This is a genomic window from Clostridium beijerinckii (genome assembly GCF_036699995.1).
GTDB lineage: Bacteria > Bacillota > Clostridia > Clostridiales > Clostridiaceae > Clostridium > Clostridium helianthi.
Genome location: NZ_CP144906.1, coordinates 661187 through 677549, shown reverse-complemented (window position 1 = coordinate 677549; position 16363 = coordinate 661187). Strand labels below are relative to the sequence as shown.

Sequence of the window (16363 nt, the reverse complement as noted above, 5' to 3'; positions counted from 1 at the left end):
AATTCATTTCCTAGGAACGATAATTGTTCTTTGGCAATATTTTAAAGCCCTTTAATACTAAATTTATGATTATAAGAAATAATATATCGCCAATTACCGAATAAGGGAAGAGTTTAATTCCACCTAAAATAATAATATCCTCTATCATTACTATTAATATTGCTATAATTATAAACCATATTCCTTTTTTATTTGCGTATGGCCTATCCAATAAAATTACATTTAGTATCAGTAATGCACCAAGTAGTATTAGTGAAAACAAAAATAAAATAGTTTCCTTATCTATCTGTAAGATAAATCCATATAAATAATTTACCTGAACTGTCAACTTTGAAGTATGCATTATTACAGCATAAATAATACATACTGTTGCTGCAATAACATATGTTCCACCAAAGTTTAATTTTTCAGACCTTAAATAAACATAGCTTACAGCTAGCACTATAAGAGGCACTGATAGATGATTCAAAAATATTACTGGTTTTAAATAATATATTATTGTACTATTCTTGAGTATACACAATAAAAATAATGCTACATGCCTTAATAAAAATAATGTAATTACTAATGCCAAATATATTTTTATTTTCTTTGGTGAAACCTCGAGATTCTTTCTTATAAGTGAAATTGACAAAAAAATTATAAGTAACAAAAATAAATAATATGCAAAGTTCACAAATTACGCTCCATTCCATATTCCTGTTACTTATATTTATTACTGTCTAGCTTATTTTATACCTAAAAGTTTAATTCCACCCTTAATACATTGAACCCTCAATGGAAAATCTGGCCCTCTTTCTCCATCGATATCTGTAACAATATCTTCTGGAGATTCTATATACAAATCATCTGTTTTAAAATAAACCACTTTATCTGAATCTAAATGCTCGCCCTTTAAAAGCTTTATAAAAAGTGGTATTAGCTCTATTATTTGTATAGCCTTAAATATTATTACGTCGAGTTTTCCGTCTGTAACTTCTGCTTCTGTAGCTAAGTTAAAGTTTCCAGCGGTTTTACCATTAAATACCAATAACAAATACATCTCTCCGTCATAATCACATTCTTTAGACGATAACTTTATCTTTAACTTTCTAAAGTTGGGTAATTCTTCAAGGCCTTTTAGATAATATGCTAATTTTCCTATTGTATTTTTTAAGTTCACATCAGTTTTTTGAGATACATCCGTGAAAAGTCCTGAGCTTGCTACATTTATAAAATACTTCTCATTTATCTTTCCAACATCAACAGCCACTGGCTTTGAGCTTAATATTTGCTTACATGCTTCTTCTATATCATTTGGCATATTAATAAACTTTCCAAAGTCATTTGCAGTTCCAACTGGTAATATACCTATAGGTATATTTATGTTTTTATTTTTCATAGCATTTACTAAAGAATCCACTGTTCCATCCCCACCAGCTATTAAAATATAGCTATAGGTTTCATCTATTATATCTAATGCTTCTGCTAAATCTTTACCTTTTTGAATTCTATATGGCACTACTATTAATCCTACTTCTTGGTGTAGTTTTATAATATTGTCTAATTCGCTTATTATACTATTTTCTCCTGAGTATGGGTTGTATATGAATCTAACCTTTTTCATAAATTAACCTACCTCCAATAAATTTTCTTAAATTATTATTTATATACATAAAAAATAGCCTTAAAATAATTCTTAATACAAGATTATAATTAGCTCTAAATACATATATTAAATTCCTATAAATATTTACATATAATACCTTTGTCATAGATTTTATTATATCATTTTACTTACTTAATGTCGATACTAGATAATCTTAATAAAAACTTAAAGTTAATTTTACACCTTATATTATTTTCATTTATGTGCTATAATAACTCTTTGTAAGTATTTTTTATAATTTTAGGAGTGATTTTATGAGGAAAAGTTGTATTCCTAATGTATTTACCTTTATTAATTTATCTTGTGGAATTATATCTATATTATCAGTAATGAATGAAAAGTATGCAATATCAGGTGCATTTATTTTATTAGCAGGATTGGTAGATAGGTATGATGGAAGAATAGCTCGTTTTTTAAACGTTTCTAGTGAATTAGGTAAAGAATTGGATTCTTTAGCTGACTTAGTTTCATTTGGAGTAGCACCATCTATATTAGTATATATATTATTCAATCTTGAATCTTTTGGACCTAAAGGATTATTTGGATTTATAGTTTTATTGCTATTTCCAATTTGTGGTGCCTATAGATTAGCCAGATTTAATACTACTGATTTTGACGGCGCTTTTACTGGTGTGCCAATAACAATAGCAGGTTGCTTTATGGCATTCTTTTCACTGATTATATTTAATTTTAATATTACACCATCGATTTATCTTGTTGTTCTTTTGATGATCCTTGGTTCATACTTAATGGTAAGTAAAATTAAGTTAAAGAAATTTTAATTATAGTCCATAATAAAAAACTCTATCCTAAAGTTTCAAGATAGAGTTTTTTTGTTTAGTTTTCATCATTATTCTTCTCTTTCTGAGTTTTGAAAATTCAATTCATTATCTATTTCAGTAAATATCTTATCTTTCTCTGTGCTTACTGTAATATATTCATTTTTAATCTTGCAATACTTTAGATAAGAACCTTCACATCGTTCTAAAGTGCTTATCAACTTATCTATTAATTCACCTACATTTTCAACTCTATCTAGTGCTTTCTTAACTTCACTTTTCTCTGCTAAATTTACACCATATAGTTCTGATGCTCCAGCAATTAATAGTCTATAAACATCCACATAATTCTTTAATAATACACTTAAATTATCGATATCTTCATATTGTTTTTTAGCTAAATCATTAAATCTCATAATTAATCCTTTACAAAAAATTAATACTATCTAAATAAAATATTTGTAGTTAATCCCTAATAAGTGACTAACTACAAATAATAATACATTACATTCTTAATGTTTCACCATCAGCATATTCATTATCTATATCGTTAAATATATTGTTAGAGCTATAATGTTCTTCTTCACTTTCAACTATATCATCAAACTTATATTTTTCATGGCAAGGTTTTTGAAGTAAATCTTCATCTAAATCTAAAAACATCATTCCTTTGTTTGAAATATCTTCATCATGGTACGTGCTCATCTGAAACATTTTATTTTCTTGTGGCTTTTCACTAGGAGTCATACTTTCATCAATCTGAAAATACTTAAACTCCAAACTTCTGTTCATAGGCTTCTCTTTCAAACCCTCTACATAAACCACAGGAACCACAAATTCTTCAGGATATTCATAAATCATATGTTTTCCCCCTACTTACAATCCTCATTACATAATCTTCTAAAATATGCTCTTGGATATCTACATAATGGGCATTTCATAGGTGCTTCCTTACCTTCGTATATATAACCACAATTTAGACATATCCATTCTTCTTCTCTATCTGATTTAAATATCTTACCTTCTTTGAGTTTTTTAGCTAAATCTAAAAATCTCTCCTTATGATGTTCTTCAACTTCCTGAAGTTCTTTATAAAAGTCTGCAATATCGTCAAAACCTTCTTCTCTAGCAATTTCCTCAAATTCTTTATAAATTACTTTACTTTCTTCAGATTCACTAAGTGCAGATTCTATCAAATTATTTTTTGTATTATTAATCCTATCTAAATATCTTCTAAACACTTCTCTTGCATGAGCTTTTTCATTACCTGCAGTTGCTTCAAATACCTCTGCAACATAGAGGAAACCATCATCCCTAGCTTTCTCAGCATAAAAAGTATACTTATTTCTAGCTCTAGACTCTCCTGCAAATGTTTTAAATAAATTTCTTTCAGTTTGACTACCTTTTAAGTTCATCTTTGTCTCCCAAAATATTACTTTCTCTCATATATAAACTATTCATTTTTATACTTTTGGTTACCTCATAAGTTAACTCATAATGATGAAACATGCTTATTGACTCAAATCATAAAGTATTGTTTATTATTTTTCATAATCCCGACCTTTTAGGATACAATTATCTTCTTTTCCTGATTACAAGTTAAGATTACTTCTTGCTTATCGCTTGATTTAGTAATTAGCCTAACATCATGTCCCCATAATTCTTGAACGTACTTCAACGTTTCTTTTGCATAAGAAAGCTCAAGTGGTCTTCCGTCAAAAACATTTTCTAAAGTCAATGTATAGTTTTTCTTATTCAAATCAATAACTCTAATATATGGTATATTCCCCATACCTGCAGTATAACTCAAAGTATCTCTAATAGTTTTCCAGCCAGTATCATCTGAAATTTCTTCAATGACAACATCAAAAGTTCTTTGATTATATTGAAATAAATTTAATTCTTCACACAATTCTTTAGTTAAATAACGCCGTAAGAATGAAGAATCTCTTTCAATTTCTCTTACTTCAAATATTTTTTCCTTTCCATATCTTTTTTCAATATCTTCAAATAGTTTGAATCCAACATAATAAGGATTTAAACCGCCTATAGCAGGAGCTATTACATCATTATGCCTTTTCAAAAACTCTAGATGGAGTTCTTGTGGTAATTCTAATTGTTTTAAAATATTATAATGTGTATAGCTTGCCCATCCTTCATTCATAATTTTAGTTTCAATTTGAGGAATAAAATATTCTGTTTCTCTCTTAACAATTCTTAATATTGTTTTCTGCCATTCTTGTAACTGACCATAATTTATTATAAATCCCATGAGATCATCAACAGGCTCCAATGGAATCTTATCTAAATCTGGTAAAGTAATTTCTTCATAAGGATCTAAAATATCTCTATTTTCTTTTTTACTTTCATAATCTTTTAAAATATTTTCTTTAATCTCATTGTTAGTTAGTTCTTTAACTCCAACATTTCTTTTAGATTGATACCTTATCGCATGGCCTGCATCTAGTATTCTTTCGACTTCAGAGTATCCAATACTTGGATCATCAATATAATCTCTTATTATTTTAGCATCTAAATTAAACATTTCTAAAGTATATTTAGCATTAGTACCCTCTTTAAATAATCTGTTATTTCTGAAGAAATCATTATGCCCATATACATGGGCCATTGTTAATATCTGTAACAATAACGTATTATCCTTCATTAAATATGCTAAACAAGGATCTGAATTAATAACCATTTCATAAGGAAGGCCAGTAAGATTTAAAGAATAAAGTGTTTTACTTTTCTCATAAGATTTACCAAAACTCCAATGTGGATATCTTGAAGGCATTCCAACATAAGCTTCATATCCAATCATCTCATTAAAGCCTATAATTTCAAATTCTTGAGGATAACATTCTAGCCCATATTCCTTAACCTTTTTCTCTATTTTCTCATTCCACTTTTCAATATCACTAAAGCTATATTCCAATTTCTTATTCCTCCTTTAACTCCTTCCTAAGCATAATCTTAAGTGCATCCCATAAGTCCTTCTTCTCTTTTATAATTACAGGAACAAATTTTTCATTAGTTATCTCTTTTTTAAATTTATGATACATTGTAGTTGTATATGTTGATGGTAAAAGTTCAGCATAACCAAACATATTACTAACCTCACATATATTTTTTACCGCTGCAACTGCTTTTTCATTATCTTCAGACCAGTTATCTCCATCACTTGCGTATATGCTATATATATTCCATGCTGCCGGAGGATACTTCTCTTCAATCACCTTTAATGCCTCATTAATGCCACTAGATATATAAGTACCACCAGATTCAGACTTATGGAAAAATTCGAATTCATCTACTCTCTTTGCAACTGTAGTATGATATATAAATTCAAATGCTATATTGTTGTATTTTCTTTTTAGAAAAGTTGCCAACACAAAAAAGTAAGATCTTGCTAAATATTTCTTAGTCACATCCATAGAACCAGAGGCATCCATAATAAATAGCATTACTGCATTGCTATCTTTTTTAGGTTTTAATTTAACTCTATAGTACCTAAGATCCTCCTCTCTAAAAGGAAACCTATCTAACTCTTCATCACTTTCTAATTCCCTTAATGCTCTCTTCTTTCCTTGCTTTCTTGCTATCTTTGACATAACTGTTTTCTTTTTTGCAAGTCTTGGTCTTATTCCATGAGTTTGATATCCTCTCTTCTTACCACTAGTTTCAGTAACTATTTCTGAATATTTTTTTTGATCCAAATTAGGTAGGTTGAGATCTTCAGATATATAGTCCATTAGCTCCTCGAGAGTGATTTCTGTTTCATATATATCATCACCCTCTTCATTTCCAGCTCCCTGGTTTCCTTTGGCTAATTTCTTATTTCCATTCCCTAATTTTTCTCCTCTTTTTTCGTTACCTACTCCACTAGCTACTCCCTTAGAGTTCTTTCCATAAACGAATTGATATTCCTTAATACCTTTAATTGGTATCTTAAATTTTTTGTTTTTGCTCTCTCCAACGATACTCTCTTCTGATAATATATCTCCCAAATTTTCTTTTATTGATTTTTCTACAAGTTGCCTATGTCTTCTTCTATCTTCTATGGATCTGTCGTGATCAATTTGATTGTTAGTGTAATCTCTAAATATTGCCATAAGCTAATCTAGTCCCTCCATAAGTTATTAGCTGCATACTTTAAGATTACGTCACAACAATGAAGACAATATCCGTTTCTTTTCATTTCTTCAACCATAGAATCATATTTCTCTGCTTGTTCCTTATCTCTAACCTTTGATTTAGTTATGATTCTTGATAAATCTTTAACTGAAGCTGTTAATTTCTTTTCTATTGCTTCCTTCAAAGGTTCATAAGAAGTATAATCTAATTTTCCGCCTTTCCTAACTATATAGAACATATATGAAGTCACATCTGATCTAAAGCCTTTAGCTGATGCGGCATATACACCTATTTGCTCTTCTATGCTTCTCATAAATTCTTCATCTGGATTAAGTTCTTCACCAGTTGAAACATCTTTTATCTTAGTCTTATTTACATATGCCTCAGCATTATCTATATAATTGTTAAATAAACTCTCAGCTTGTTCTCTAAATGAATGAATAAATGCCTTTGTAATTTCTCTTTCAAGAATTTTATTATATTCTTTTCTTATATTATCTTGAATAAAGCCTAAATATTTCTTTTTATCGTCTGCCGCGATGTCTAGTTCTTTAACAGATTTTATTATGCTTTCCATTATGCTAAGTGGATTTATACAGTCATGTCCTGACTCAGCAAGTGCATTGTCTATTGCTTTTATTATAAATCTTGTACTTATTCCCTTCATGCCCTCATATTGGCCTGCTTCTTCTCTAAGCTCTCCAATATCGATCTTCTTCGTAGTCCCCTTTTCAACAATTTCTTCGCCATTGTAAATCTTAAGTTTTGTAACTGCATCTACTTTAGCTGAAGGTGTTAATCTTGAAAGTATTGCAAACATTGCTGCGATTTCAATAGTATGTGGTGCTATATGTGCTTTAAAATTGCTCTTCTTTAATATTTTTTCATATATCTTAACTTCTTCATCTAGTTCTAAGCAATATGGAACTTCAACTTTTACAATTCTATCTAAAATTGCTTCATTTGTATGATCTGATTTAAATTTATTCCATTCTGCCTCATTTGAGTGAGCAACTATAACTCCATCAAAGTAAATCATTGAGCCCTTACCTGGAGATGGTACTGATTTTTCTTGGGTTGCAGTAATTATTGTATGAAGATATTCAACATCATTCTTAAATACCTCTATAAATTCTACTAGTCCACGGTTACCGACATTAAATGCTCCATTTAGAGAAAAAATTCTTGGATCATCTTCAGAATACATATCCATCTTAGAAATATCAATTGATCCTGTTAGTATTGATGTATCCTGATTATTTGGATCAACAGGTGGAACTACTCCAATTCCCTTTCTTGATCTAATAGAAAATCCTGTTCTTTCAACCGGAAAATCTTCATAAACTCCTTTAAGTTCATTAACAAGTTTATACCTGCATACTGGACATAAATCTCCTTCGATTTGTACTCCTAGCATTTCCTCAAATTTTGGTCTTAAATGTTTTGGAATTAAATGAAGAGGTTCTTCATGCATTGGGCATCCCTTTAATGAATAAACTGGTTCACAGCTTTCTAAAGCTGATTTTAAACTCTCAACTATTGAAGATTTACCTGCTCCTACTGGACCAACAAGGTATAATACCTGTCTTGATTCTTCACCTTTCATGGCTGCTGATTTAAAATAACTTGCAAGTTTCATTATAACTTTATCAATTCCATAAAAATCATTTTTAAAAAAACCATATTTTCTTATTACATCATTTCCATAGATTTTTCTTACTCGAGGGTTTTCTTCACCTTTTAACTCCTCTACGCCTTTGCTCATAATCATCTCATAGATTCTTTTATGAGCAAGATTGACAACTTCTGGATTCTCCTTAACAATATCTAAATATTCTAGAAAACTTCCTTCAAACTTTTGGGTGTTAGACTTTTCTCTATCTGTTTCTATAAATTCTTTAAAGTTCATACTCATAAACACTCCTCCTCCTTTATAACTAAAATATATTCAATTAAACAAAGACATTATGACTACTTTTTTCAAATACTTACTGTTTAATTCCTATTAAATAAAAACCTAAACAATAACCATACAAATTTATCACTTAGTGAGTGTTATTTCATAACTTTATTAAATAACATCCATATAATAATTTTGTTTTCCATTGTAGCCTGTCTAATATATAGATATTTTGATATTTCTAATTAATAACTATTTATTAAATAAATTAATAATATTTCAAATTTATACCTTAAAACATTAAATTCTTTTGCACTAAAAAAGGAATATTTTAAGTTCTTTATACTTAAAATATTCCTTCTTTAACTATTAAATTGTTTTGTCTATTACATAATTTATATTCCAAAAATCATTCTACAATACAATTATATAATATCTGCAATTGTGCCTATGTTTAATTTCTACCCTACTAGTCAAAAGTTCTTGGAGTAAATTCAGAATCTTTCGCTTTTGGCTCACCAAAAACTGATTTTACGCTTTCTGCTTGTGGATTATGATTTAAAGTCTTATGTTTGCTTGTATGTTTCTTTTTCATACTGTTGTCCATTTATATCACTCTCCTCTTCCTATTGACTCTTTAATATTATGTGTATTTCGGACTGTTTTATGCTGGCTAATGTTGTATATATATTTAGTTTTCTATAAGTTCTTTTATATCATCAACTGACGCGCCTATTGTAAATATTATATTTTCATCAATTCTTAATTTACTTTCATTTTCGTTAATTTTTATTTTGTTAACAGTTAAGTTATTCGGACGCAATTCTTTGTATCTAGTACTTGATATATCTATATTAAACTTTTTATCTTTAGCACCTGTAATTTTTATTACAGTTCCATGCTCATCACCATCACTCTCTACTCTTATATCTATAATGTTGTCTTTCCCATTGCAGCCACAGTTCGAATCATTTGGATGCTTTAGAATATTAGCATTACCAGTTATTGTAGCCCATCCACCGCTCAAGGCTAATTTCACTAATATGTTCAAATCATATTTATCCTCTATTTTCTTTAAAAGTTTTCCTAATTCAAATATTGTTAAATCTAGTTTCATTTGCTATTCTCCTTTGCTTATGTAGTACACCATCTATTATAATTGCTTTTATAAAAAATTAATAATTTAATTTTCCTCTATCTATATACTTGTTAATATAAAATATAAAGGATATATCAAACAGATAAAAACATTTTGATATATCCTCTTTATATTATAGGTGATCCTTTTCTTTATGTGGAGGCGCACCTATCTTTTTTCCATCAATAATGCCTAAATCCGCATTATTTTTAGGATCTATTTTTCTACGTTCCGCATTAGATTTAGGTCTATCTTTTATTCTGTTTTTGTTATTATCCATATGTATCACCTCATTATTATGGTGTACATTTAAATTCATTTTATACTGCTGGCTCCAAAATTAAAATTTATTCAAATAATTATTAATAAAATTGATTATTTCCAATTAGTATGGTTATCTATTATTCCTAAACTTACCTCTTTCATATTGCTCAGGCCATTTTACCTCACCATCTAATTTTGAGTCAGCTTCAAGCGGCCAGTATGGTTTTCTTAAAAGAATTCTTCCTAAGAAAATCATATCTGCTCTATCATTTTGAATTATTTCCTCTGCCATATAAGGCGATATAATAAGTCCTCCAGCTATTACAGGAAGTCCTGTATTCTTTTTTATTATCTCTGCAAATTTTATCTGATATCCTTCATATACCTTAATTGGAACAGGAGTTGGTGCAACGCCACCTGAGCTTACATTAATTATATCAATTCCTTCTTCTTTAACCAAATTTATTATTTTAGCCAAATCCTCTGGATGATTTCCTTCATTTAAATAATCTTCAGCACTTATCCTAAGTATTATTGGTTTTTCATTTGTCCACACTTCTCTAACCGCTTTTACTACTTCTTTTAGAAATCGTGCCCTATTTTCTAAGTTTCCTCCATACTCATCAGTTCTTTTGTTGGTAAGAGGAGATAAAAATTGATTTATTAAGTATCCGTGAGCACCGTGGATTTCTATAATATCATATCCTATTTCAATACACCTTTTAGCAGCACTTTTAAAAGCATTTATTACCTCATTTATATCCTCTTTACTCATTTCCTTTGGGACTTTATATTCATTACTAAAAGCTTCAGCACTAGGCCCTATAATCTCAAGATTCTTTATTTCACACTTTCTACCTGCATGACCAAGTTGAATTCCCATAACCGCGCCTAAGCTTTTACATGTATCAACTATCTTCTTTAAGCCATCTATTTGTGAATCATTCCATATTCCTAAATCTTTATCGCTTATTCTTCCTCTACTTTCAACTCCAGTTGCTTCTTGGATTATAAGTCCTACTCCGCCTAAAGCTCTTGTAGCATAATGTATTTTATGCCACTCAGTGGCTATTCCATCTTCTTTAGCTGTATACATACACATAGGTGCCATAACAATTCTATTTTTAAATTCTAAATTTTTGAGTTTAAAATTCGAAAAAAGTTTTGACATATAATTCTCCTCCCTTTTGTTTTTATATTTATGATGTTAATTCTATTCTTTCCTAACTAAACAATTAGATACTGAATTTTAAATAGAAGTTAACCATATAAAATCATTGTAAAAAACTACAGCTTATTAATAATACTAGCATTATATGCGGCCCCGAAGCCATTATCTATATTAACTACGCTAACACCGCTAGCACAACTATTCAGCATAGATAATAATGCTGCAATCCCTCCAAAATTAGCTCCATACCCAACACTTGTTGGTACTGCTATTACTGGTTTATCTACTAAACCTCCTATAACACTTGCTAAGGCACCTTCCATTCCTGCAATTACTATGACAACTTTTGCGCCCCTAATGACATCTAACTTTGAAAAAAGTCTGTGTATCCCTGCAACTCCAACATCAGTTATTTTTTCAACTCTATTGCCTAATATACTGGCCGTTTCAAATGCCTCTTCTACAACAGGTAAATCTGAAGTACCTGCTGCAACAATTGCTATATAATTCTCCGTAATAGGTTGTTCATTTTTCCTAATAGTTATTGTTCTACCAAGTTTATTATATTCTGCTTCTTTGCATATTTCCTTAACTGCATTATACATTTCCTCATTAGCTCTCGTTCCTAATATATTATTGTTTTTTGTAATCATAAATTTTACAATATCTCTAACCTGCTCTACAGTCTTACCTTCGCAGTATATTACTTCTGGATAGCCAACTCTAATTTCTCTATGATTATCTATCTTCGCGAAACCCAAATCTTTAAAAGGTAGATCTTCTAACTTTTCAAGTGCCTCATCTACATTTAATTTGTTATCTTTAACACTTTCTAACAATTCTTTAATTTCTTCTTTGTTCATTAGCTTTATCCTCCTAAGATTTTCTCTGCTAACTTCTTAAACCACTTTAATTCATCTTTAAAATATTATTATTTATTTTTGATTCTATTCTTTTTTCACTATAGTTTCATTAAAACTTCCTACTCTATAACCTTGTAAATCCAATGTTACATATTTAAATCCGCATTCTTTTATTTTTTCAGCAATAGTGTCTAAAAGTTCTTCATTAAATAATTTACTTCTATCATCCCTACTTACTTCAACTCTTGCTAAGTCACCGTGACATCTTACCCTAACAGCTCTAAAACCTATGCTCATCATATACTTTTCTGCATTTTCAATCTTTTCAAAATCTTCTACTTTTAGTTCATTTCCATAAGGTATCCTTGTCAAAAGGCAAGCATAAGGTGGCTTATCCCAGGTGTTAAGTCCCAATTCTTTAGAGAATGCTCTTATTTCTGCTTTAGTTAATTTACATTCTAATAGTGGACTTTTTACTTCTAATTCTTTTAATGCTTTAAGACCTGGTCTATAATCACTTATGTCATCAAAATTAGTCCCATCAATTACACAGTTATACCCTTGTTCTTTTGCTATATTTAATATCATAGTGAATACAGCTGTTTTACAAAGATAGCATCTATCCTCCGGATTGAATTTAATTGAGTCAATAATTGGAGCTTCAATAATTTCATGTTGAACTCCCAATTCCCTTACCAATTCTCTAGCCTCTGCTATTTCCCACTTAGGAATATATGGTGATAAAATCGTTACTGCCTTTACATTGTCCCCAAGAGCATCTTTGGCTACTCTAAGTAAGAATGTGCTATCTACTCCCCCCGAGAATGCTAAAACTACTTTTCCTAATCCTTTAAGGTATTTCACTAGTTCACTATATTTATCATTATTAATCATCTATCTCTTCCGCCTCTCACCTATACATTTTTATTTTCTTAATTTGATTGTAGAATTACTCATTATAGATATTCGAAGTTTGTTTATAAACTTCCCTATACACCTTTTCCATAGTTATGTTATTCTCTTTTGCAATCTTTTTACATTCCTCATATTCAGGCTTATATTTAACTAAGTTGCCTTTATAATATGATTTCTTGATTGTTACTTCTCCATACTGAGTTTCTACCTTTGAAAACTCTCTATTTAACATTATTTTTTCAACTTTATATTTTCTTACGCCTATAGAGGTAGTCTCTTCAAAAATTATGTCCAAAATATCTTTTTCTATTTTTTCACTGATTAATATACTTAACTTTATTCCTGGTCTTCCTTTTTTCATAAATATAGGAGTTTTAAAAACATCCAATGCCCCTGCATCAAAAAGCTTTTCTTCAATATATCCATAAAATTCAGGATTCATGTCATCTATATTAGTCTCCAATATATATTGTTCTTCTATCTTCTCTAATCTACTATCTTCCCCTAAATAAACCCTCAAAACATTAGGTATATCTAGATCTCTATGTCCAATTCCATATCCAATTTTCTTTATAGAGAAATCCATTTTTGAAGTAAACTCTTGAACATTTTCAGCTAGTATCGCAGCGCCTGTAGGCGTAGTTGTTTCAAATTGAACCACTCCAACATTTATTGGAATACCTTTTAATATTTCTACAGTCGCAGGTGCTGGAACTGGCATAAGTCCATGAGCACATTTTACGAATCCACCACCAACTTGAACATGAGACGCCATAATCTTATCCACTTTTAAATAATCTAAACAAATAGCAGCTCCTACTATATCAACAATTGAATCAATGGCACCTACTTCATGAAAGTGTACTTCATATAATGTTTTGCCATGTACCTTTGCTTCTGCTTCTGCTACTCTCATAAACATATTTAAACTTAAATTCTTAACTTTTTCACTTAAGTCACTAGAATTTATTATATTCTCTATATCTTTTAAATTTCTATGATGATGCTCGTGATTTCCTGAATGGTTATGAACATGAGCTGGTTCGTGATTATGTGAACAATCATGTTCATGGCTATGTGGATGATTGTGTTCATGATTATGTGAAGCATCTTCACCATGAGAATGATCGTGATGATTGTGCTCTTCATCATGTACGTGAGAGTGACTGTGATCTTTTATAATATCATTACTACAATGCTCAAAATCTTTATATCCTATGTTATCTGCATTATTTAGTTCATCTTTTAATATAACATCTACTCTTGTTCCTGTTATTCCAAGTTTCTCAGAACTGTTAATTTGTATATCATATTCAGAATTTAAATTAAGCTTTGAAATTTCTTTAAATAAATATTCTTTAGGAACTCCTAAGTTCAACATCGCTGCCAGATTCATATCTCCACTTATACCACAAAAACAATCGTAATATAATATTCTCATTTAGCTCACTCCTTAACTCATTTGTATTAATTTAATAAATCTATTTTTAATTTGCATTATTTTTGTCTATATAATGTTATATTTTCTTAATTATCGAAAAAATGCTCTTTTGAACATATAAATTTTTTTCTTTTTTGAGAATGTAATCATCTTTTCTTAACTGTCTAGAAACTATTTTGCGAATTATAATATCTTATTTTAAGCAAATATTGTCTTAACATTTTTTAATTCTTGACGAATCTTGATTGCTTGAGGACAATGGCTTTCACACTTACCACATTCAACGCATTTATCTGCTCTTTCTGATGGTGCTACTCCATTATATCTTTCCTTAAGTTCTTTTTCTGTTGCTGGAGTAACGAATATATTATACTCATTATATAATGTAAAATTCTTAGGAATATTTACGCCCGCTGGACATGGCATGCAATACTCACAAGCTGTACAATTAACTTTTATTCTTTCTTTAAATGCTTTTTTAACATTATCCATTATTTCCAACTCTTTTTCTGTTAGTGAATTTGGTAAAGCTTCACCTGCCACTCTAATATTTTCAGTAACATTATCCATTACATTCATACCACTTAGTACTACAGATACCTCTGGATGATTCCATACCCATCTTAGTGCCCATTCGGCTGGAGATCTCTTAATTTCTGCTTTATCAAATGTATCAGTAACTACATCTGGAAGATTTCTAACTATTTTTCCACCTCTAAGCGGCTCCATGATAACAACTCCAAGACCTCTATCTGCTGCATATTTTAAGCCTTCAGTTCCGGCTTGGAAATCTTCATCTAAATAGTTATATTGAATTTGACAGAATGACCAATCATAATAATCCACTATTTCTTTAAAAACTTCTAACTTGTCATGAAATGAAAATCCTGCATATCTTATTCTTCCATCTTTAATTGCTGAGTTTAAAAATTCATCTATTCCTAACTTCTTTAAATTTTCCCAAGAACCTTTATTTAAAGCATGAACTAAATAGAAATCTATTCTATCTGTTTGTAATCGCTCTAATTGTTCATTTAAATATTTATCCATATCCTCTCTAGTCTTAATTGCCCAACTAGGAAGTTTTGTAGCTAAATTCACCTTTTCTCTATATCCATCTTTTAAAGCTCTACCTACAAATGGTTCACTTTCCCCTCCATTTCCCATTCCTGTTCCATGATAAGGGTATGCAGTATCAATATAATTAACTCCTTCATCAATTGCGTGGCGAATCATTTTTGTAGCTTTTTCTTCGTCAATTTTAGTAGTATCTCCATCAATAATAGGTAACCTCATACAACCAAACCCTAAAACTGAAACCTTTTCATTTGTCTTTCCAAAACCTCTATATAACAAAGTAATTCCTCCTTAAAATAGATAATTTACATTATAAATTGTTCTATATATATTTTACATCTTATAGTTAACTCTAAGTCAACATATTTGGGAAAAATAAACTCTAAAATGAAAATGTAAGTTCGTTATTACAGCCTAAAGTCATTGTTCTAGAATTAAAAAGTAATTTTTTTATTTACAATACCATATTCATCATTCATAACTTTTATATTAAATAATTTTTTGATGCAATTTTACAAATGCATGCTCTTAGAGTATACTCTAAGTTGTAAAATACATCATATAGTTTAAAGGAGGATAATATTATGGGATACAGTATTGCTGAAGTTGCTGAAAAAACGCATTTAACGCCACACACTCTTAGGTATTATGAAAAAGAAGGTTTACTTCCATTTGTGGATCGCAGTGAGTCAGGCAACAGGGATTTTAAAGAAAAAGATTTAGAATGGCTTGAGCTTATTTGTTGTTTAAAAAATACAGGTATGCCTATAAAGCAAATCAAAGAATATATTCAGTTATGCCTTAAAGGTGATAATACTATTGATGTTCGTAGAGAAATTTTTATAAAACACCGTGAAGAAGTTATAAGCCAAATAGCCGAATTACAAAGAAATCTTGATAAAATTAATTACAAAATTAATTTTTATAATTGTGCCTGTAAAAAGACCGTATAACTAATATAATATAAAACTTGTATTTATATTATAAATAATTTAAATAAAGGATATCCATTGTTAGGCTTGCTAACATTATA

At 29.5% G+C, this 16363-nt stretch carries 18 protein-coding genes; 2 read left to right on the top strand and 16 right to left on the bottom strand.

From position 1 onward, the window contains the following. Nucleotides 1-10: 10 nt before the first annotated feature. Entirely contained in the window at nt 11-676 is a 666-nt protein-coding gene (locus PZA12_RS03345) for a hypothetical protein (protein ID WP_077837114.1), read from the bottom strand. A 51-nt stretch (nt 677-727) separates the two neighbouring features. Then, nucleotides 728-1606 carry a YegS/Rv2252/BmrU family lipid kinase gene (locus tag PZA12_RS03340; protein WP_011967921.1) on the bottom strand — a complete coding sequence of 293 codons (879 nt, stop codon included), beginning with the start codon at nt 1604-1606 and terminating at the stop codon, nt 728-730. Between the two features lie 296 nt (nt 1607-1902). Between PZA12_RS03340 and pssA the strand changes: the two genes are divergently transcribed. After that, nucleotides 1903-2430: a CDP-diacylglycerol--serine O-phosphatidyltransferase gene (gene pssA / locus PZA12_RS03335; RefSeq protein WP_077843540.1), complete on the top strand. Its 528-nt coding sequence runs from the start codon at nt 1903-1905 to the stop codon at nt 2428-2430. Between the two features lie 68 nt (nt 2431-2498). On the opposite strand, the gene PZA12_RS03330 is transcribed toward pssA, so the two are convergent. The 14 genes from PZA12_RS03330 to PZA12_RS03265 form a co-directional block, all read right to left on the bottom strand. Further along, complete coding sequence (locus PZA12_RS03330; RefSeq protein WP_078115979.1) at nt 2499-2843, bottom strand: hypothetical protein; 345 nt, start codon at nt 2841-2843, stop codon at nt 2499-2501. Between the two features lie 88 nt (nt 2844-2931). Further along, nucleotides 2932-3288, bottom strand: a complete 357-nt coding sequence (locus tag PZA12_RS03325) for a hypothetical protein (protein ID WP_078115978.1) — start codon at nt 3286-3288, stop codon at nt 2932-2934. An 11-nt stretch (nt 3289-3299) separates the two neighbouring features. Further along, nucleotides 3300-3842, bottom strand: coding sequence for a rubrerythrin family protein (locus tag PZA12_RS03320; protein ID WP_078115977.1), 543 nt, complete (start codon nt 3840-3842; stop codon nt 3300-3302). Nucleotides 3843-3991: 149 nt separating this feature from the next. Then, nucleotides 3992-5362, bottom strand: coding sequence for a SpoVR family protein (locus PZA12_RS03315; protein ID WP_077837118.1), 1371 nt, complete (start codon nt 5360-5362; stop codon nt 3992-3994). A gap of 4 nt (nt 5363-5366) precedes the next feature. After that, nucleotides 5367-6539 carry a sporulation protein YhbH gene (yhbH, locus tag PZA12_RS03310; protein WP_077843538.1) on the bottom strand — a complete coding sequence of 391 codons (1173 nt, stop codon included), beginning with the start codon at nt 6537-6539 and terminating at the stop codon, nt 5367-5369. Between the two features lie 8 nt (nt 6540-6547). Further along, nucleotides 6548-8470 (bottom strand): PrkA family serine protein kinase, encoded by a 1923-nt coding sequence (locus PZA12_RS03305; RefSeq protein ID WP_078116077.1) that lies wholly within the window; start codon nt 8468-8470, stop codon nt 6548-6550. A 460-nt stretch (nt 8471-8930) separates the two neighbouring features. After that, nucleotides 8931-9068 carry a CPC_1213 family protein gene (locus PZA12_RS03300; RefSeq protein WP_017212516.1) on the bottom strand — a complete coding sequence of 46 codons (138 nt, stop codon included), beginning with the start codon at nt 9066-9068 and terminating at the stop codon, nt 8931-8933. 84 nt (nt 9069-9152) lie between these two features. Next, on the bottom strand, nt 9153-9578 hold the full coding sequence (locus PZA12_RS03295; protein WP_078115976.1) for a UDP-N-acetylglucosamine pyrophosphorylase: 426 nt from the start codon (nt 9576-9578) through the stop codon (nt 9153-9155). A gap of 154 nt (nt 9579-9732) precedes the next feature. Further along, on the bottom strand, nt 9733-9879 hold the full coding sequence (locus tag PZA12_RS03290; RefSeq protein ID WP_011967911.1) for a hypothetical protein: 147 nt from the start codon (nt 9877-9879) through the stop codon (nt 9733-9735). A gap of 114 nt (nt 9880-9993) precedes the next feature. Next, entirely contained in the window at nt 9994-11034 is a 1041-nt protein-coding gene (gene namA, locus PZA12_RS03285; RefSeq protein WP_078115975.1) for an NADPH dehydrogenase NamA, read from the bottom strand. A 116-nt stretch (nt 11035-11150) separates the two neighbouring features. Next, nucleotides 11151-11897, bottom strand: a complete 747-nt coding sequence (larB, locus tag PZA12_RS03280; protein ID WP_078115974.1) for a nickel pincer cofactor biosynthesis protein LarB — start codon at nt 11895-11897, stop codon at nt 11151-11153. An 84-nt stretch (nt 11898-11981) separates the two neighbouring features. Continuing rightward, nucleotides 11982-12791 carry an ATP-dependent sacrificial sulfur transferase LarE gene (gene larE, locus PZA12_RS03275; protein ID WP_078115973.1) on the bottom strand — a complete coding sequence of 270 codons (810 nt, stop codon included), beginning with the start codon at nt 12789-12791 and terminating at the stop codon, nt 11982-11984. Nucleotides 12792-12846: 55 nt separating this feature from the next. Then, entirely contained in the window at nt 12847-14253 is a 1407-nt protein-coding gene (gene larC, locus PZA12_RS03270) for a nickel pincer cofactor biosynthesis protein LarC (protein ID WP_078115972.1), read from the bottom strand. A 198-nt stretch (nt 14254-14451) separates the two neighbouring features. Next, on the bottom strand, nt 14452-15609 hold the full coding sequence (locus PZA12_RS03265; RefSeq protein ID WP_078115971.1) for an aldo/keto reductase: 1158 nt from the start codon (nt 15607-15609) through the stop codon (nt 14452-14454). A gap of 305 nt (nt 15610-15914) precedes the next feature. Between PZA12_RS03265 and PZA12_RS03260 the strand changes: the two genes are divergently transcribed. After that, entirely contained in the window at nt 15915-16283 is a 369-nt protein-coding gene (locus PZA12_RS03260; RefSeq protein WP_077837126.1) for a MerR family transcriptional regulator, read from the top strand. Nucleotides 16284-16363: the final 80 nt, after the last annotated feature.